The following is an 18,767-nucleotide window of genomic DNA, read 5'->3' as shown; positions in this document are numbered from 1 at the left end:
CTTTTTGCGGTTCGGCAAAAGCCTTAGTCGCCGATCACTACCCGCAGGTGGGATTTCTTGCCGGCGGAGAGGCGCCATTCCCGTTTGTCCTGGGGCAGGGGGGATTCGGCTTGGGCCACGGGCTGGCCGTCCAGGCGCAGACCGCCGCCGGCGGCCAGGCGCCGGGCGGCGCTGCGGGAGGCGGCCAGTTTGCCTTCCACCGCCAGTTCAGCCAGGGTGACCCCGGCTTGCCAACGCTGGGCGCTTAAAGTCAGGGTGGGCAGGCCTTCGTCGCTGTGGGCGGCGCCGAAGGCGTTGCTGGCGGCCTGGGCGGCGGCCTGGGCAGCGGCTTCCCCGTGGGCCAGGGCGGTGACGGCGTTGGCCAGGATGACCTTGGCGTCGTTCAGTTCCGCCCCTTCCAAGGCGCCCAGGCGGCGTACTTCTTCCATGGGCAGTTCGGTGAACAGGGCGAGGAAACGGCCCACGTCCCGGTCATCCGTGTTGCGCCAGAATTGCCAGAAATCGTAGGGGGAGAGCCGGTCCCCGTTGAGCCACACAGCCCCGTTGGCGGACTTACCCATTTTCTTGCCGTCCGAGGTGGTGAGCAGGGGCATGGTGAGGCCGTAGAGGGGCACCCCGTTTTTGCGCCGGGAGAGCTCGATACCGTTGATGATATTGGCCCACTGGTCGGCGCCGCCGATTTGCAGGGTGCAGCCGTAACGCTTTTGCAGTTCCACGAAATCGTAGGCCTGGAGCAGGGTGTAGCCGAATTCCTGGAAGGAGAGGCTGTGTTCCAGCCGGTTGCGGATGGCGTCCAGGCTCAGCAGCCGGTTGATGGTGAAGTGGCGCCCGGTCTGGTTGAGGAAATCCAGATAGCTCAGGTTATCCAGCCAGTCCGCGTTATTCACCAGCTTGGCGGCGTTGGGCCGGTTCGAGGCGCCGTCCAGATCCAGGTAGCGGCTGAAGGCCTGGCTGATGCCCCGGATATTGGCGCCGATGGTGGCTTCGTCCAACATGGGGCGGCTGGTGTCACGGAAGCTGGGGTCGCCGATGCGGGTGGTGGCGCCGCCCACCAGAAGCAGGGGCTGGTTGCCGGCCTTTTGCAGCCAGCGCATGAGCATCAGGCCTTGCAGGTGGCCCACGTGGAGGCTGTCCGCCGTGGCGTCAAAGCCCAGATAGGCGGTGATGGGGCCTTCCGCCAGGGCGGCGGGCAGGCCTTCGGTGGCTTGATGGACGAAACCCCGTTCCTGCAACAGCTGGAAGAGATCGCGGGTCTGGGATGAAGCTTCGGGCATGTCAGTTTCCAAGGGATAGGGGGCGAAGGCCCGGGAGAGACTGGAAAGGGGCCAGTCCGCACCTCGGGCGGACTGGGATACCTGCTTCCCTACCGCCGCGAGGCGCGATAGGCGCAATAAGGGGGTAGGGAGAAGGGGCAGGATTGGCGCATGGCGGGCGAAATGATAGCACAAGCACCTGTTCCCCGCCCCCTCCGGACCGGGCGCCGGGCCCTGCTCCCTGGCCGCCGGATACGGCGGCCAGGGAGGCAAGCTCAGGAGGCAAGCTCAGGAGGCAAGCTCAGGAGGCAAGCTCAGGAGGCAAGCTCAGGAGGCAAGCTCAGGAGGCAAGCTCAGGAGGCAAGCTCAGGAGGCAAGCTCAGGAGGCAAGCTCAGGAGGCAAGCTCAGGAGGCAAGCTCAGGAGGCAAGCTCAGGAGGCAAGCTCAGGAGGCAAGCTCAGGAGGCAAGCTCAGGAGGCAAGCTCAGGAGGCAAGCTCAGGAGGCAAGCTCAGGAGGCAAGCTCAGGAAACTGCTTCTGGAGCGGAGCGGGGCAGACCGGGGCGTTCCCCGAGGGCGAGCCCCGGAGCGGCCCTCCCGCTCTGCCCCTTGCCCCGTACCGACCCTATTGCACCTGAAAGTGCACCACCAGTTCTTCCGTGGTAGCCACCGGCTTGCCGTTTTTCATGGCGGGGAAAAAGCGCCATTTTTTCAGGCTGTCCAGGAGCAGGCGGTTGAGCCGGGGATTCTGGGTGGGTTTGACCAGTTCCACGCTGACGCTGCCGTCCGCCGCCACATGGAAACGGGCCAGGGCCGAGGCGCTGAAGGCCTCATCCCGCAGGTCGTCCGGAATGGTGGGCATGGGCTTGGTCACGGCCCGGGCGCCGCTGCTGGCCTGGGCATCGGCGTGGCTGTCCTTGGCCTCTGCCGGGGCTGGTGCTGGGGCCGCCTTGGCCGGTGGGGAGGGCAGGGCGTTGGGGCTGGGGGCGGCTTTGGGCAAGGGGGCCGGGACGCTGTGTATCGGCGGCGTCGGGGCGGGCCGGGGGGCGGCAGGGGCGGGTTGGGGCGCCCCTTTGGGTTCCACTTTGGGCGCCGGGGTCGGGGTAGATTTTGTCTGCCGGGGCGGCGGCGGGGGCTCTTCTATGAGCTGGGCATCCACCGGGGCCAGGGGTTCGGGGCTGGGGGGCGGGGGCTGGAGCAGGCCGGTGAAGGCGGCCAGGAGCAGGAGCCAGAAGACCAGGGCCGCCCCCAGGGTGTAGGGCAGGCGCCGCCAGGGATTGTCCAGACGGGCTAGGCTGGGGAGGGCCGGGATGGCCAGGGCGGCGGCCAGGGGGCTGGCCAAGGGGGCAAGGCCAGTGGCCGGGGCCCCCGCCAGGGCATTGCCTCGGTCCTCCGGCGTCCGGATTGCCTCTTGGGGAACGGCCCGATCCGGCCCGGCGGAGGGGGCCGTCTGGGGTTCCCGACTAGCCTGGGCGTCCGGGCTGGCCTGGGCGCCTGAAGCAGCCAGGGAAGCTTGGGGAACCGAGGCGGTCTGAGGGGCCGGGATGGCCCGCTCCCCCGGTTCCGGCTTGGGAGGAAGAATGGGCTTATTGGCCATGTTTCACGGCAATGAGAAAGTGCTGGGCGCCGGCGGCCCGGGCCTGGAGCATGGCCCGTACGGCTACCCCGTTGGGGGCGTCGTTGTCGGCGGCGACGATGACGTCGCCCTGGGGCTGGAGCCGGGGCTTGAGGGTGGCGGCCAGGGTTTCCAGGGTGACCGGGGTGCTGTCCAGGTAAATTTTGCTGTCCTTGGTCACCGTGAGGGTCACGGGATTTTTGCCGTGCAGGGGCGCTGCCTGACCCTGGGGCAGATTTACTGGCAGGGAATGGAGATTTTGCAGGGACAGGGAGGCCAGCATGAAGGTGGCCAGGAGAAAGAACATCACGTCGATCATGGGAATGATCTCGATGCGTCCCTTGGGCGCACTGCGGGTTTTACGCAGCTTCATGGTCCGGCGCTCCTTCCTGGCCCAGGCGGATGTTGTCGATGAGCCGGGTGCCCAGGCGCTCCATTTCGTCCAGGGCCTGGGCCTGACGGCGGGAGAAGAAGTTGAAGGCGAAGAGGGCGACGATGGCGATGAGTAGGCCCAGGGCGGTGGCGATGAGGGCCTGGGCCACGCCCCCAGTGACCCCGGTGGGATCCACCAGGCCGTTGCCGCCGATGACCTTGAAGGAGTGCATCATGCCCGCGATGGTGCCCAGAAGGCCCAGGAGGGGGGCGGCGGTGACCACGGTTTCCAGCACCCAGAGGCCCCGGCTGAGGGATTTTTCAATCACCTGGGCCTCGTCCCCAGCCCGGGATTCCACCCACCAGGCGGGCTGCTGCCGGTTGTCCGCAATGGTGCGGAAAAAGCGGGCGAAGTAGTTGCGGGGGCCGATGGCGGCGAGGCGGGCGTTCAGCGTTTCCCAGGAGAAGGCGTAGGTTTCCGCCAGGCTTTGCAATTCCCCGGGCAGGCGCACAAAGCGCCAATAGACGTAGGCCTTGTCGAAGACGATGGCCAGGGCCACCAGGGCCAGGACCAGGAGGGGATAGACCATGGCGCCGCCGAAACGGAGGGCTTCCAGGATTTCATTGAGGTTTTCCACGAATTTTTTCCTCGTTAGGGGTGAAACAGGGGTTGGGGGTTCAGGGTAAAAGAGGGGGCTGACGGCTGGCGGAATAGGGGCGGTTTGCCGGGAAAATCAAAGCCAGAGTATTCGGGGGGGCCCGTGGTTCAAGCTTCTTCCAAGGGAGGGGCTGGAGATGGGCGTAAAACGGCCATGATGGCGGGGCAAAAAAGGAGAAGCCCTATCCACGGGCCTCTCCACCGGTTTTTTAAGCCTGCTTGAACGGCTTTTCCCTTAGAACAGTTTGCCCACCGTGACGTAAATGCCCCGGCGCGGCCCGAATTGGGGGGCGCCCACGCCGATGCCGCTGCCGTCCCGCAGTTCATAGACCTTGTCGAAGAGATTCACCACCGCCACCCGGGTTTCCACCTTGCCAATGCCCGGGGTCAGCCATTGCCGGGAAGCCCCCACATTGACCTGGGTATAGGCGGGCAGGTGGTCCGTATTGGCGAAGCCGCGCCGCAGGCCGCTGCCAAAGAAGGCGTCGGCACTGTAGGTGGTGGGGCCCCAGCGGTAGGACACCCCGGCGGAGCCGGTGAAGGCCTGATCGTGGTCCGTATGCACCCAGTGGTTGGCGATGTAGTTCAGCTCGTCCTGGTCAAAGTTGAACTGGCCGGAGGTGATTTCCTTGGCCAGGCTCACGGAACGGGACAGGTTGGCGTAGGCCCCCAGGTTGTCCTGCTTGTAGTTGGCGGACAGTTCCAGGCCGTAGATTTTGCCCTTGGCGTAATTGAAGGGGGTGAAGATGAGGGCCTGGCCGAACTGGCCTTCGTCCAGGAGATTGGTCACTTCCTTGTAGTAGGCGTCCACCCCTAGGGTCAGGGCCGGGCTCCAGCGGTGGCTGATGCCCGCGTCAAGGTAGTGGGAGCGCTCCGCCTGAACGCTGGAATTCAGATCATTGGCCCCGGCGTTGGTGGTGCCGGCAAAGCGGGAGAGGGAGCCGGAGGACACCAGTTCCGTGGGGGGCGGGGTGAAGTAGCGGGCGTAGGCGGCGTGGAAGGTGGTGGCCGGGGTGAGCTGGTAGATCATGCCCAGCCGGGGGCTCAGCTGGCCCGCCTTGATGTAGGCATCCACCTGATCCGCCCGCAGGCCGTAATTGACCGTGAGCCGGTCCGTGGCCTTCCACTCGTCCTGGACGTAAAGGCCCAGGAGCCGGTTGTTGTTGCGGGGATTGTTATCCACGATGGTGAAGGGGCCGCCGCTTACATTGCCGCTGCTATCCACGGGGAAGACGGTGGAGGTATTGTTGCTGCGCACGTCCTCCGTGCTGGCGAAGAGGCCGAAGCGCAGGGTGTGCCGGTCGTTGGCCCGGTAGCTGGCATCCCCCTGGATACCGCTGCTGTTGCTGCTGCGCAGCACCTTGGCGGAAACCCCGTTAAAGACCAGATCCCCCACCGGGTCCGGGTTGTAGCGGGTTTCCGTGTAGCGGTTGAAGAGGGAAATCTGGTAATCCACATCCGCCCCCAGGGTGCTTTGCAGGGTGAGGATGCCGTAGCGGTTGGATTCGTGCTGGGTGGCCCGGAGCTTGGCCGAATCCACCGAAGTCACCCCGGCGGCGGCCATAAAGTTGGGATCGGCGCTTTGGCCCGGGTTGTTGGGGATCTGGAAGCTGCCGTCGTAGGTGCCCACCATGGCGCTGATCCGGGTTTCCGGATTGACCAGATAGGAGAAATAGCCAAAGCCCTTGCTCTGCTGGGTGCGGTCGTGGAGAGGCGTGGTGCTGCTGGTGGGGTTTTCGATCCCCACCTGGTTATCCAGGAAGGAACCGCTCACGTAGTAGCTGAAATTACCCACCGTATTGCCGTATTCCAGGCTGGTATTGCCCGTGCCCCGGCTGCCGAAGGTGTAATCCACCCGGCCCCCGGATTCAAACCGGTTTTTGGTGTCGATTTCCACCACCCCGGCGGTGCGGTAGCCGTACTGGGCGGGCAGGGCCCCGGTGACCAGGTCAATGCGCTGGGCGAAGCGGGTGTCCAGGGACTGGCCGAAGCCGCTGATGCCCTCGGGCAGAATGACCCCGTTAATGCGGTACTGGGTGTTGCCGTGGTCGCCCCGGATGTGGAGTTGGCCATAGGCATCGTTGGCCACCCCGGGGGCCTGGAGCAGCACCTGGTTGAAGGCCGTGTTGCTCCCTTCCGGCAAAGCTTCCACGTCGTCGGCGCTAAAGCGGTAAACGCTGCTGCCGGTGCGGGGGGAAAGGGCGTTGCGGGCCCGGTTGAGGCGCTGGGCGCTCACCGTCACCTCCAGGGCCTGGCTGGCGGCCAGGGTCAGATCCTCCGCCGTACCGGTTTTACCGGCGGCCACCTGGACAAAGGTGGAACCGGACTGGAAGCCGGTCTTGTCCCCCTGCACCAGATAGGCCCCGGCGGGCACGGTGAAGTGATAACGGCCCTGGGCGTCGCTGCGGGTCTTGGCCAGGGTCTTGCCTGCCCCATCCTGGAGGGCCAGGGCGGCGTCTGCCAGGGGACGGCCTAGGGCGTCTTTCACCTGACCTTGCAGGTCTTCCGCCGCGGCGGGCAGGGTATAAAACAGGGCCGCCACGGCCAGGGTGAGGGGGGCCAGGGCGCCGGGCAGGGGCGGGTGGCGCCGGGTGGGACGGCGGGTGGGTTGGTGGGGTGCGTGAAAATCCATGGTCTTTTCCAAATCCGGGCATGGGCGCCGGGGGCCGGGAAACGGCGCCGGGGCGGCAAGGCCCTATTGCATCGATCAAAGCTTCCTAGGGGGAAGGGGCGGAGAGTGGGATCGGGAAAAGGAAGGGGACCGGTTCGGGGGATGGCCCCGGATGGACCTGGGCTAGGGCGAAGCGGTGGGGCACTGTCTGCCCGGCAAAAGCACTGACTGATCGCTTGCCCCAGGGTTGGCACCGCCCCTTGCCACGGCGGGAAAGGGACTTCCCCGTCGTGTCCGTTGGGGTTGGGGGGGGCAGGGGGTGCCAAGCTCCACGGGCAAAGCTCAAAGCTCAAAGCTCAAAGCTCAGGCTCAGGCTCAGGCTCAGGCTCAGGCTCAGGCTCAGGCTCAGGCTCAGGCTCAGGCTCAGGCTCAGGGGCGCCCGGGGGCTGGTTCAGTGGTCCGATCCGGCTTCCGATTCCTCGGCGCCGGCGGGCGGTCCCCGGGGGTGGGGACGGAGCAGGAGAAAGCTTTCCCGTCGCCCCGGGCGGGGCAGGGGGGGCAGGCAATAGCACAGGAACAGCAGGGCCAGGGCTGCCGTGGGCAGGGGGGGCGGGGCATCCAGGGCGGGCTGGCCCCCCATCTGGCACACCGGGCAATCCCGTTCCAGGGCATCGGTTAAGTGCAGGTGGGTGGATTCCACCAGCCGCAGACCCACCAGACAGAGAAATACCAGGGCTACCAGCCAGAGAACCCAGGGAGCCCGGCGGCCACCGGCTTGGGCGGGCACTTGGGCCTGGGCCTGGGCCGAAGCCGAAACCGAAACCGAAACCGAAACCGAAGCCGAAGCCGAAGCCGAAGCCGAAGCCGAAGCCGAAGCCGAAGCCGAAGCTGGCCGGGCGGAGGCCGTTGGTGCCTGATTTTCCCGGGCCAGGGGGCCGGGGCTTTTCCCAGAGACCGGGAAAAGAGGGCCAGGGGCGCCGGAGGACATGGAAAAAAGGCTGGAGAGGCCCATGGCGTCTCAGTCTTCCACCAAAGCAGCCGGAGCGGCGCCCAGGGCTTGGGCTGGCCGGGAATCCGGGCGGGTTGGGGCGTCTTTGCTGGGGCGGCAAGGTGCCGGAGTGGCGGAGGCCGTCCCCTGGGCGTCTTCCGCCCCCAGTGCCGGGGCTGCCGCCGTGGCGCTACAGGCCGGGCAGCTACCGTGTAAATCCAGACTCATGCCGCTGAGGCGAAAGCCCGGGGGTAGGGCGGGGGCCACGGGGGCGGGCAAATCCAGGCAAAACACGCCGCCGCAGCGGGTGCAGCGGAAATGCACGTGGCGGGCGTGTTCCCCGTCCGGCTCCTGGGGGGTGAAGCGGAACACCCCCCGGGCATCCGCCGCCTTGCGGGCCAGCCCGGCGGCTACCAGCCAGTCCAGCACCCGGTACAGGGTGACCCGGTCCACCCCGGGCCCGGTTTCCCGGCCCAGGGCTTCCTCCATTTCCCCGTGGCTCATGGGAGTGGGGGCCTGCCGCAACAGCCCCAGCACCCGCAGCCGGGCCGGGGTCACCCGGGCGCCAGTGGCCCGGATGGCGGATTCCAGAGGGGAAAGGGAGGGGGCGGACATAGGGGCGAATGAAAACACAATCGGGTTGCAAATGCAACGGAGTTTCATCTGTACGCTATTTGCTGAACCGCTGAACCGCTGAACCGCTGAACCGCTGAACCGCTGAACCGCTGAACCGCTGAACCGCTGAACCGCTGAACCGCTGAACCGCTGTTCCCGGACCCGATGCCGATGCTTTCGTTCGTCTCCGTCTCCGTCTCCGTCTCCGTCTCCGTCTCCGTCTCCGTCTCCGTCTCAGGCCCAGGCCCAGCCCAGCCCAGCCCAGCCCAGCCCAGCCCAGCCCAGCCCAGCCCAGCCCAGCCCAGCCCAGCCCAGCCCAGCCCAGCCCAGCCCAGCCCAGCCCAGCCCAGCCCAGCCCAGCCCAGCCCAGCCCAGCCCAGCCAGCCAGCCAGCCAGCCAGCCAGCCAGTACCCTCCGCGGTTGGTCCTCCCTCCGGCCCCCGGTGGCCCTCAAGCCTGGAAGCAAGGCCGGGAAAGGCGCCGCTGCTCGGCCCTTCCGGCCCTGCCCGGGAAGCGGGGAGCCGTTCTCCCTTTGCTTCCCCGGGTCCGGGGGAGGCCCTTTCCCGGTTCAGCTTCCCGGTGGAATGGTGCGGCGCAATAGGTTACATTAGCGGTTTCCATACGCGACGGTATGGCCGGCGCGTTCTGTTTCAACTCCTTGGAGGGTTTTTCGATGGAACTGAAGAAAATTGGCGTCGTCGGCGCCGGCACCATGGGCAATGGCATTACCCAGGCGTTTGCCGTGGCGGGCTTTGACGTGACCATGACCGACATCGCCGATGCGGCAGTCGAAAAAGGTCTGGCTACCATCACCAAGAGCCTGGACCGCCTGATCAAGAAGGAAAAAATGACCGAAGCCCAGAAGGCTGCGGCCCTGAGCCACATCAAGACCAGCACCGACGTGTCCGTGCTGAAGGATGCGGATCTGATCATTGAAGCGGCCACGGAAAACCTGGGCCTGAAGCTGAAAATCTTTAAGCAGCTGGACGAACTGGCCAAGCCGGAAGCCGTGCTGGCCTCCAACACCTCATCCATTTCCATCACCAAGCTGGCCGCCGATACCAGCCGTCCCAGCCAAGTGATCGGGATGCACTTCTTCAATCCGGTGCCCATGATGGCCCTGGTGGAAGTGATCCGGGGCCTGCAAACCTCCGACGCCACCTATGCCGCCGTGGAAACCGTGGCCAAGGCCGTGGGCAAGACTCCGGTGCAGATCAAGAACAGCCCGGGGTTCGTGGTGAACCGCATGCTCTGCCCCATGATTAACGAAGCCATTTTCGCCCTGGGCGAAGGTCTGGCTACCGCCGCGGAAATCGACGACGCCATGAAGCTGGGCGCCAATCACCCCATTGGCCCCCTGGCCTTGGGCGATTTGATCGGCCTGGATGTGGAACTGGCGGTGATGCAGGTGCTCTTCGAAGGCTTCAAGGACCCCAAGTACCGTCCCGCTCCCCTGCTGGTGGAAATGGTGGAAGCCGGTTACCTGGGCCGCAAGACCAAAAAGGGCTTCTTCAACTACGATTGAGCCCGGCTTTTCGCCCCAGGGGCGAAAGCAAAAAAGGCAGCCTTCGGGCTGCCTTTTTTTGTGCGGCTGTGCGGCTGTGCGGCTGTGCGGCTGTGCGGCTGTGCGGCTGTGCGGCTGTGCGGCTGTGCGGCTGTGCGGCTGTGCGGCTGTGCGGCTGTGCGGCTGTGCGGCTGTGCGGCTGTGCGGCTGTGCGGCTGTGCGGCTGTGCGGCTGTGCGGCTGTGCGGCTGTGCGCGGGCCTGGGCCTGGGCTTGGACGGATGGCTCTACCCGCCGGGAACCGGCCTAGGGGGCGCTCCAGAGTATCTGGGTTTCAAAAAGGTTGCCTGCGCCCCGGGCGCTACAGGTGTGGCCCCCGGTGCCGTGCCAGGAGGGCAGGCCGAAGGGCAGGTCGTAGCGGGGGATGTCCGTGGCGGGCGGGGGGACGCTGGTGTTGTAGGGGCTGGTATCCACCGGGGCTCCCAAATCCGGGGCGATGGCGGCGTGGGCGGCGGCCAGTTTGCTGTTCCAGGAGGTGGCCACCCCATTGGGGGCGGTGGGATGGGTGAGTTCAAACACCGGCAGATTGCCCTTGCCCGGCCAGTTCTGGACGCTCAGGGCCCCGTATTTGCCAAAGGTGATGATGGCTTCCAGCTTGTTGGTGGCCCGGGCCCGGTCCAGGAGCTTATTCCGGTAGGCCAGGAGGGCCGGGCTGGTGACCATGTCCTGGGATAGGGAGGCGCTCTGTACTCCGTAGAGAAAGGTGTTGAACATCAGGTAGGAGCGGGTCAGGCCCAGTTTGGTGAGGAAATTCTGGGCCAGCTGCCCGGCCTGGCCGACGAAAATACGGGCCGCCAGAATTTCGTCCGTGGCTGGGTCCTGGCCCACCACCAGGACCCGGGCCGAGCCGTCCAGCCGCCCCCGGTAGAAGACCGGGCCAAAGCGGGTGTGGAAGGGGTGGTTGGGATAGTTGACGTAGTCATTTACCGGGGCGGCCAGAAAGAGCTGTTCCCAGGCGCAGCCGGGGCCCCGGTCATATTGGGGGTAGAAAAGGGCGCAGATTACGCCCTGGAGTATTTCCGGATCGATTTTCAGGTCTTTGAGCTGCTCTGGGTCCTTCAGGCTGGCCAGATCTTCCATGGTTTTCAGCCCCGCCTGGTTGAGCCGCCCCAGCTGTTCCGCCGTCAGGCCCTGAAGGCCGGTGAGGGGCGTGGCGGCCAGGGCGGCGGGTGGGCGGCCCTGAAGTTCCCGCAGTACGGTGGGTTTGAGCAGATTTCCCAGTTCCCCCAGTGTCTTTTCCATGATGATTCCCCTTGGTGTGGTGGATTTCCCCATACCCCGCCCGGCGGGCGGCGCTTAGGGGGAGCCGGGGCAACGGCTCGGCTCCTGTCTATGTTTATGGCATAAACCAGGGGCTTTGCCCAGGATTAATCGGGGCGAGGGAAAAGGTGGCTGGGGCGGGAAAGGGGCCCCAGGGTAGGTGGCGTGGGGCCGGCGGTGTAGGCGCGTTGCTGCTGGGGGCTAAGCGGGCAGTGGACTTCTGCCGTTCCAGGGCTTAGCCCTGGTATGCAGCCGTGCCAAGGTTCAGGCCTGGCGGGGCGGGTGGGCGTCCAGCCAGGCCAGGGCGCCCAGGCCCGCCGCCCGGCCCGTGGCGAAGCAGGCGGTGAGGAGATAGCCCCCGGTGGGGGCTTCCCAGTCCAGCATTTCCCCGGCGCAGAAGACCCCGGGGAGCTGGGTGAGCATGAGCTGGGGGTCCAGGTCGGCGAAATCCACCCCCCCGGCGCTGGAAATGGCTTCCGCCAGGGGGCGGGGGGCGGTAAGGCGGAGGGGCAGGGCCTTGATGGCGGCGGCCAGCCGTTCCGGGTCCTGATAGCTGTCCCGGTCCAGGCATTCCCGCAAGAGCCCGGCCCGGGGGCCTTTCAGGCCCAGGTGGCTGGACAGGGAGCGGGAGCCCCGGGGACGCAGCACTTCCTGACGCACCTGTTCCGGGCTGTGATCGGGGAGCAAATCCACCAGGAGGATGGCCTGACCGTCGCTCTTGATGGCCAGGCGCAAGGGGGCGGAAAGGGCGTAGATCAGGCTGCCCTCCACTCCGCTGGCGGTGAGGAGAAATTCCCCCCGGCGGGCCTGGGTGGGGGCCGCTGCTTCCCCTTCCGCAAAGGCGTGGGGGCTGCCGGTGGCCACCCAGGCGGCCACGTTTTTCACCGGCTGGCCGGCGAATTGTTCTTGGAAATAGGGGCTCCAGGGGCCCTTGGGGCTGCCCCCGTCAAAGCCGCAGTTGGAAGGTTCCAGGGGGTGGACCTGGACCCGCTGCTCCTGGAGATAGGGTACCCAGGCGCCGTCCGAGCCGAGCCGGGGCCAGCTACCGCCCCCCAGGGCCAGGACCGTGGCGGCGGGGCGCAGGCTCAGGGGGCCTTCCGGCCCCTGGAAGCTCAGGGCCCCCTCCCGGTCCCAGCCCTGCCAGCGGTGGCGCATGCGGAAATCCACCCCCAGGGCCCGCAGCCGTTGCAGCCAGGCCCGGAGCAGGGGGGCCGCTTTCATGTCCATGGGAAAGACCCGGCCCGAGCTGCCCACAAAGGTATCGATGCCCAGGCCCCGCATCCATTCCTGCAATTGGGGGGGGCCGAAATCCCGGAGCAGGGGTTCCAGCACCGGACGGCGGGGGCCGTAACGGTCGAGAAAGCGCTCCATGGCTTCCCCGTGGGTGATGTTCATGCCCCCCTTGCCCGCCAGGAGAAACTTGCGCCCGACGCTGGCCATGGCGTCGAAAACCTTGACCGGCCAGCCTTCCCGGGCCAGCACCTCAGCGGCCATGAGCCCGGCCGGGCCTCCGCCGACGACGGCAATCCAGGGATGGGCGGGGGGCTGGGGCGGAGTGGCGGGGGACATGGGACCGGCTTGAGAAAGGTGGCCCTATTCTACCCGTTCCCGGGCCGGATACCGGGAACGGGGGCGCCGGGGCCCGGTCTGAAGGCCTGAAGGGGGCGGAATCCAAGGCTTATAACCAGCGGTTTATTGATAATAATGAAACATTCTATTTTCGTATAAGTAACCGGGCTATAGTGCTTTCCACGCTTTGCCGCTGCCGCCCGGGCCCCTTCCGGCGACAGCCGCCCCAACACCGAACCCTTTGAGGAGAACACCATGTCCCACTGGTATGCAGACAATTCCCTGTCCATCGGCCATACGCCCCTGGTGAAACTGAATCGGATTACGGATGGCGCCGGGGCCACCGTGCTGGTCAAGGTGGAAGGCCGCAATCCGGCCTATTCCGTGAAATGCCGGATCGGCGCGGCCCTGATCTGGGACGCGGAAAAGAAGGGTCTGCTCGGCCCGGGCAAGGAAATTGTGGAGCCCACCAGTGGTAACACCGGTATCGCCCTGGCCTTCGTGGCGGCGGCCCGGGGCATTCCCATTACCCTGACCATGCCGGAAACCATGAGCCTGGAACGGCGCAAACTGCTCATCGCCCTGGGGGCCAAGCTGGTGCTCACGGAAGGGCCTAAGGGCATGGTGGGGGCGGTGGCCAAGGCGGAAGAAATCGCCGCCTCCGATCCCAATAAATACGTGCTCCTGCAACAGTTCAAGAATCCGGCCAATCCGGCCATCCACGAAGCCACCACCGGCCCGGAAATCTGGGAAGACACGGAAGGCAAAGTGGATGTGCTGGTGGCCGGGGTAGGCACCGGCGGCACCATTACCGGGATCACCCGCTTCCTGAAAAAGACCAAGGGCAAGGCGATTCGCAGCGTGGCCGTGGAACCCAGCACCAGCCCGGTGCTGACCCAAGCCCGGGCCGGTCAGGAAATCAAACCCGGACCCCACAAGATTCAGGGGATCGGCGCCGGTTTTGTGCCCGAAGTGCTGGACCTCTCCCTCATCGACGGGGTGGAGCAGGTGAGCAACGAGGATGCGGTGACCTATGCCCGCCGTCTGGCCAAGGAAGAAGGCATTCTGGCCGGGATTTCCTCCGGTGCCGCCGTGGCCGCCGCCGTGCGCCTGGCCCGCCAGCCGGAAAATCAGGGCAAGACCATTGTGGCCATCCTGCCCGACTCCGCCGAACGTTATCTGAGCTCCATTCTCTTCGACGGCATTTTCACCGATGCCGGTTTGCCTGCCTGAGGTCCGGTGACCGGGGCAGCCCGGTGATCTTCTGAAGGGCAGATACAACAAGGGCGCCCATCGGCAACGGTGGGCGCCCTTTTGTTGGCTGGGGGCGATTCAGGGAGGCGGATTGGCCGGTGTCCTTTGGGGGCAAGGCAGCCTGGGGGAAAGGGGTCCAAGCTTTGTTGCCCCCGCCCGCGGGGGCTTCAGTCTTCGGCCCCTGCTGGCTTGGGGGCTGGCCTTGCCTGCTTCCGGCCAGCGGCCAACCCTCATTAAGCCTCAGACCTCAGACCTCAGACCTCAGACCTCAGACCTCAGACCTCAGACCTCAGACCTCAGACCTCAGACCTCAGACCTCAGACCTCAGACCTCAGACCTCAGACCTCAGACCTCAGACCCCAGACCCCAGACCCCAGACCCCAGACCCCAGAGCCCAGAGCCCCTCCCTGCGCGGATCAGGCCAGCACCGGGCCCGTGACCCCGTCAAAGCCGAGTTTTTCCAGCCATTCCATTTCCGCCTGGGTCCGGGTGTTTTCCCCGATCACCTGTAGGCCGATGCCGTGGGCGATGCCGCACAGCCCCTTGAGGAAAATCTGGTTGCCCGGTTTGCTGTCCAAATCCTGGATAAAGCTGCCATCCACCTTGATGTATTCCAGGCCGGTCTGGTAGAGCTGGCCGATATTGCTGAAGCGGTGGCCGAAGTGCTCAATGCCCAGGTGGCAGCCCAGGGGCCGGATCAGGTGGCAAAAGGCGAGGAAGTCCAGGAAGTTTTCAAAGGCCCCGGTTTCCGAAATTTCGATCCACAGCCGGGGGGCCAGGGGCTTGTGATTGACCAGGGTCTTATAGAACTGCTCCCGGAACTGGGGACTGCGGAGGGATTCCCCGGAAAGGTTGATGGCCATGGCCGGACTTTCCTCCGTGAGCCGCTCCAGCACCAATTGCAGGGTGAGCAGATCCAGCTGATCCGTGAGCCCCAGGCGCACCGCCATGGGCATGAATTTCCCGGCCACCAGCCAGTCATCGGCGGTGGGGGCGCCCAGGCGCAGGGGGCATTCCAGGTGCAGGAGCTGGCCGCCGGCGAAGGCCTGGACCGGGTATTCCGCCAGCTTGGCCCGCTTATCCCGGAGGGCCGTTTCAATGAGGGCTTTCCATTCCCCGTGGTTGGTCAGGGGCAGGTCGATGGGGTTGTCCGCCCGGCGCCAGACCTCATCCTGCTGCCATTCCGCCGTGGCCAGGGCCTGATCCAGCCGGGCCAGCAGATGGCTGGCGCTTTGCCCCTGGAGATAAGGGCAGCTGCTCAGGTGCCAGGTGCCGGAAATGTCTTCCCAGCCCGTGTCCCCCAGGGCCTGGAGGGCGCCCATCAAGTGCTTCACCGCCCCTTCCGGGTCTTCCACGCTGGGCAGCAGGAGAATGAAGTCGGAGCCGTTCAGCCGGGCCGCCGCTCCGTGCTGATCCCGGGCCGTGGCCGCCAGGGCCGTGCCCACCTGGCGCAGCAGGTCGTCCGTGGCTTCCCGGCCATGGCGCCGGTTGATGTCCAGCAGGTTGGTGATGCGCAGCAGTACCAGGCTGCCCGTGGGGGGCAGGTCCTCGTTGCCGCGTAGGACGTTGTTCAGTTGGTCGAGGAAATTTTCCCGATTGGCCAGGCCCGTGAGCTTATCCAGCAGATTTTCCCGGCGCAGTTCTTCCAGGTGCTTGGCCTGTTCATTGAACAGGGTTTGCAGGGAGCCCACCATGGCATTCAGGGCTTTCACCACGGTGCGCAGTTCGGGGACCTTGGGCAGGGGCAGGTGAATAAAATTGCGCTGGCCGATGGCCTTGGCCTGTTCCACCACCGCATGGAGGGGGCCTTTGATGCGCTTGAGCAAAGCGGTGCCCAGCAGGCCCACCACCAGGCCAGAGAAAAAGAACAGATAGGCCAGCTTAATGCCACCCCGCCACAATTCCCCATAGGCGAACTGGGTGCTGCTCACCACTTCCACCGTGCCGAACTGCTTCCATCCGGCGGAAACCTGGGCGTAGCCCGGCTTGGATTCAATGGGAAAGAGGTGGATGAACCAGGCGGGCACATTGGCCAGGGCGCCGCTGCGCTGTTTTTCCATCAGAGTCTTGCCCGTGGGGCTGATGAGCTTGACCAGGCTGTACTGGCCGCTGTCGAACACGGCGGCGATCTGCAATTCCGTGGTTACCGGGTCCTTATCCAGCTGGGACATGGATAGGGCCAGGGAAGCCGCATTGTCATTGTTTTTCACCGCCAGTTGATATTCCAGGTATTGGCGGGCGGTGACCAGGCTGATGGCAAAGCTGCCAAGAAAGGCGATCAGGGTACTGGCGATGATGGTGAGCCAGAGTTGGCGGATAAGTGACATGAAATATCCCTTCAAAAACCTTCGGCGTGGACCCGTTTCAACAAATCCTGCCAGCGGGAGAGATTGCTCTGGGTGGCCAGATTACCGGTGCCGAACCAGACGCCGGCGCTGTTGAAGCTGAAGATGGGTTTCAGGTCCGGGCGCTGGGAAGCGGACAGGATTTCCCCATTCAGGCTGTCCAGAATCAGGGGTTCCCCCTCCGGGGTTTTGTAATAGGCCAGGACCATGTGGGGCTCCTGGTGCCGGCCGGAAAAATCGCTGATGGTGATCTTGACGTAAACGATGCGCAGCTTTTGCAGGGGTACGCCCAGGTTGATCAGGGAAAAATATTTGGCGATGGCGTAGTCCTCGCAATCGCCCCGGGCCAGGGCCAGGGTTTCCAGGGGCGTGGCCCAGTAATCGTTCTGTCCCCAGATATTCTGGTCCGTGTCGTAGCGGACGGTGTGGTTGAAGAAATCGTTGATGCGGTGAATTTTTTCCGTCTCTCCCATCTCCCGGCTGTCCAGCAGCAGGCGGCGCCAGTCGTCAAAACGCCTTAAGGGAGCGCTGCCGTGGGCGGCGTTGAAATGGGAAATGAAGGAGAGGCGCAGCTTGTCCAGATCCAGATCGGCCGTGGCGAAAAAATAAAACGCCAGTCCCACCACCACGGCACCCAGGGCGCGTAGTTTTTGGTAGGAGAAAGGGCTGGCCGGAGACAAATTGGGCTCGGGTAAAGGGGTAGATTAGGGCTAGGGGGCACCAGGGGCGCGGTTTTCCGGAACGGGGCCAACCCCGGTGGCCCGCTGCCGGGCCCCGCCGGGCACCCCGTCCCGGTCCCCATTATGCCCTATAACCCGGGGGGAACAGGGCGCGGGAAAAGGGCTGGGAAAGGCCGCCGGGCGCCGTTCTCCGTCTGCCGGGGCGGGCTCGGGGCGGGGCCGCCTCAGTCTGCCTCCGCCTGGGCCTTCAGGGCCGCCAACACCTGGGGAAAGTCGCCGGTGACCAGGGGGCCGAAGCTGGCCGCCTCCGGGCCGGTGATTTCCGTGGCGTAGGTGATCCGGGTGCCCCGGGCTAGGGGTTCCAGCCGGTGGTGCACCAGCACCCGGGTTTCCCCGATCCAGGTTTCGTCGGTAAAGCCCCGGTTTTCCTCCACCGTCAGGAGGGTGCTGGTGAAGCCTTCTTCCCCCGGGGGCTCCATGAAAAACTGGGTGCCCGGGGCGAAGGGACCGTGGATTTCAATCCGGGCGATGCCCTCGTTCCAGCGCTGCCAGCCGGGAACGTCGGCAAAAAACCGCCAGACGGTGGCCGGATCGGCCAGGGTGTCGATACTGTCTTGGTGTGTCCACATGGGAGGCTTTCAGAAAAAGGTAGGGTGGGGGAAAGACTTCAGGGTGGAGCGGTGTCGTAGAAACTGGGCTGGGGCAGCAGGGGCAAGAGAAGATTTGAAGACATCATCATAAGCCTCCCAAGCCAGTGCGGCGGCCTGGGCCATGTCCGGTACGTCCCTGGTTCGCCGCCAAGCATGGGAAACCAGGGCCGGTGCTAAGCCCGGAAACCTACTTTGGCGTCTGTTTGTTGCAAATAGGCGGCCCCAATGGTCTGGGAAGCCGATCTCTAAAACTGGCTCTAGCAACAAGTTCCCCGGGAGCAGATCTCCAACCTAGGTGTCCGGGCGCCCGCTGCCGCACCGCTACCCGCAGCGTTTTACCCAGTGGAGAGAAGGGAAAACCAGCCTTTCGGCCGCCGCTCCCCCTCACCCCCAGGCCCCGCCCATAGCTCGCCTTCCTTTCCCGAAAGGGCGTGCCGGGGGGGCCGGGTGCTTGCCAAAAACCGGTGTACTGTATATATATACAGATAACGCCACAAGTCACACCGGAGTCTCCCATGGTCAAGCTCACCCCCCGTCAGCAGGAAATTCTCGATTTCGTCCGCAATCACCTGGAAACCCTGGGGGCTCCCCCCACCCGGGCGGAGATTGCCCGGGCCTTCGATTTCGCCTCCCCCAACGCGGCGGAGGAGCATTTGCGCGCCCTGGCGAAAAAAGGGGCGGTGGTGCTGGAGCCCGGCTCCGCCCGGGGCATCCGTCTGGTAGAGCAGCTGGGCCTGCCCCTGATCGGTAGCGTGGCCGCCGGTTCCCCCATCCTGGCCGTGGAAAACATCCAGGGCCGCTACGGGGTGGCTCCGGAACTCTTTTCCCCCCGGGCGGATTTCCTCCTCAAGGTGCGGGGCCTGTCCATGCTGGGCGCCGGCATCCTGGATGGGGACCTGCTGGCGGTGCACCGCACCACCGAGGTGAGGGAAGGGCAGATCGTGGTGGCCCGGCTGGCGGACGAGGTCACGGTAAAACGTTTTCGCCGCCAGCTGGGGCGTATTGAGCTGGTGGCGGAAAACCCGGATTTTTCCCCCATTCTGGTGGAGCCGGGCCGGGAAGATTTCGCCATCGAAGGGGTGGCCGTGGGCCTGATCCGGGGCGGCTTTGCCGGAAGTTTGAGCTAGGCGCCCTGGCAGCCGGAGAGGGGCGGGGCGAGGCGGGATCGGGCCATCAAGCGCCCGCTAAAGCTCAGCAAGGCGGGCTCTCCAGGACGGTCCAAGGTAGTTCCCAGGCAGCCCATTCCGGAGGCTGGATACCTGCTCTGGACCAGCTCCTTCGGCCTTCTAACCGGAGGCCAGGGCGCTGATGCCCCGCCACCGGTCCGCCCGCCTGATC

15 protein-coding genes are annotated in these 18,767 nt (G+C 65.6%); 3 read left to right on the top strand and 12 right to left on the bottom strand.

Going from position 1 to position 18,767, the window contains the following annotated elements; all coding sequences use genetic code 11:
• Nucleotides 1–23: 23 nt before the first annotated feature.
• The 7 genes from tyrS to Azoinq_RS01395 form a co-directional block, all read right to left on the bottom strand.
• The gene (gene tyrS / locus Azoinq_RS01425; protein ID WP_216127554.1) at nucleotides 24–1,274 is read right to left on the bottom strand and encodes a tyrosine--tRNA ligase; all 1,251 of its coding nucleotides are present in this window, start codon (nucleotides 1,272–1,274) and stop codon (nucleotides 24–26) included.
• 602 nt (nucleotides 1,275–1,876) lie between these two features.
• Nucleotides 1,877–2,848, bottom strand: coding sequence for an energy transducer TonB (locus tag Azoinq_RS15045; RefSeq protein ID WP_216127557.1), 972 nt, complete (start codon nucleotides 2,846–2,848; stop codon nucleotides 1,877–1,879).
• Nucleotides 2,838–3,239, bottom strand: a complete 402-nt coding sequence (locus Azoinq_RS01415) for an ExbD/TolR family protein (RefSeq protein WP_216127566.1) — start codon at nucleotides 3,237–3,239, stop codon at nucleotides 2,838–2,840. Before Azoinq_RS01415 ends, Azoinq_RS15045 begins: the two co-directional genes overlap by 11 nt.
• Entirely contained in the window at nucleotides 3,226–3,876 is a 651-nt protein-coding gene (locus tag Azoinq_RS01410; RefSeq protein WP_216127568.1) for a MotA/TolQ/ExbB proton channel family protein, read from the bottom strand. The genes Azoinq_RS01415 and Azoinq_RS01410 overlap by 14 nt, the downstream gene beginning before the upstream one ends.
• 255 nt (nucleotides 3,877–4,131) lie before the next feature.
• Nucleotides 4,132–6,528: a TonB-dependent receptor gene (locus tag Azoinq_RS01405; RefSeq protein ID WP_216127570.1), complete on the bottom strand. Its 2,397-nt coding sequence runs from the start codon at nucleotides 6,526–6,528 to the stop codon at nucleotides 4,132–4,134.
• Nucleotides 6,529–6,958: 430 nt separating this feature from the next.
• Entirely contained in the window at nucleotides 6,959–7,294 is a 336-nt protein-coding gene (locus tag Azoinq_RS01400; protein WP_216127574.1) for a hypothetical protein, read from the bottom strand.
• Between the two features lie 231 nt (nucleotides 7,295–7,525).
• The gene (locus Azoinq_RS01395; RefSeq protein WP_216127585.1) at nucleotides 7,526–8,110 is read right to left on the bottom strand and encodes a Fur family transcriptional regulator; all 585 of its coding nucleotides are present in this window, start codon (nucleotides 8,108–8,110) and stop codon (nucleotides 7,526–7,528) included.
• A gap of 672 nt (nucleotides 8,111–8,782) precedes the next feature.
• On the opposite strand from Azoinq_RS01395, the gene Azoinq_RS01390 reads away from it, so the two are divergent.
• Nucleotides 8,783–9,634, top strand: a complete 852-nt coding sequence (locus Azoinq_RS01390; RefSeq protein WP_216127588.1) for a 3-hydroxybutyryl-CoA dehydrogenase — start codon at nucleotides 8,783–8,785, stop codon at nucleotides 9,632–9,634.
• A gap of 283 nt (nucleotides 9,635–9,917) precedes the next feature.
• On the opposite strand, the gene Azoinq_RS01385 is transcribed toward Azoinq_RS01390, so the two are convergent.
• Together Azoinq_RS01385 and Azoinq_RS01380 are read right to left on the bottom strand one after the other, a co-directional pair.
• Nucleotides 9,918–10,913 carry a uracil-DNA glycosylase family protein gene (locus Azoinq_RS01385; protein WP_216127591.1) on the bottom strand — a complete coding sequence of 332 codons (996 nt, stop codon included), beginning with the start codon at nucleotides 10,911–10,913 and terminating at the stop codon, nucleotides 9,918–9,920.
• A gap of 282 nt (nucleotides 10,914–11,195) precedes the next feature.
• Complete coding sequence (locus Azoinq_RS01380) at nucleotides 11,196–12,500, bottom strand: TIGR03862 family flavoprotein (protein ID WP_216127593.1); 1,305 nt, start codon at nucleotides 12,498–12,500, stop codon at nucleotides 11,196–11,198.
• Between the two features lie 255 nt (nucleotides 12,501–12,755).
• Between Azoinq_RS01380 and cysK the strand changes: the two genes are divergently transcribed.
• Nucleotides 12,756–13,733 (top strand): cysteine synthase A, encoded by a 978-nt coding sequence (gene cysK / locus Azoinq_RS01375; RefSeq protein WP_216127595.1) that lies wholly within the window; start codon nucleotides 12,756–12,758, stop codon nucleotides 13,731–13,733.
• Nucleotides 13,734–14,170: 437 nt separating this feature from the next.
• Here the strand turns inward: cysK and Azoinq_RS01370 are convergent, their stop codons facing one another.
• From Azoinq_RS01370 to Azoinq_RS01360, 3 genes are all read right to left on the bottom strand, one after another.
• Nucleotides 14,171–16,081: a bifunctional diguanylate cyclase/phosphodiesterase gene (locus tag Azoinq_RS01370; RefSeq protein ID WP_216127608.1), complete on the bottom strand. Its 1,911-nt coding sequence runs from the start codon at nucleotides 16,079–16,081 to the stop codon at nucleotides 14,171–14,173.
• An 11-nt stretch (nucleotides 16,082–16,092) separates the two neighbouring features.
• A complete protein-coding gene (locus Azoinq_RS01365) occupies nucleotides 16,093–16,779 on the bottom strand; it encodes a transglutaminase-like cysteine peptidase (RefSeq protein WP_232368529.1) in 687 nt (228 codons plus the stop codon).
• 224 nt (nucleotides 16,780–17,003) lie between these two features.
• On the bottom strand, nucleotides 17,004–17,408 hold the full coding sequence (locus Azoinq_RS01360; protein WP_216127622.1) for an SRPBCC family protein: 405 nt from the start codon (nucleotides 17,406–17,408) through the stop codon (nucleotides 17,004–17,006).
• A gap of 536 nt (nucleotides 17,409–17,944) precedes the next feature.
• Here Azoinq_RS01360 and lexA point away from each other — a divergent pair.
• Nucleotides 17,945–18,556, top strand: coding sequence for a transcriptional repressor LexA (lexA, locus tag Azoinq_RS01355; protein WP_216127625.1), 612 nt, complete (start codon nucleotides 17,945–17,947; stop codon nucleotides 18,554–18,556).
• The last annotated feature ends 211 nt before the right edge of the window (nucleotides 18,557–18,767 follow it).

It is taken from the genome of Azospira inquinata (assembly GCF_018905915.1).
GTDB classification, from domain to species: domain Bacteria; phylum Pseudomonadota; class Gammaproteobacteria; order Burkholderiales; family Rhodocyclaceae; genus Azospira; species Azospira inquinata.
This window is presented reverse-complemented; position numbering and strand designations above follow the sequence as displayed.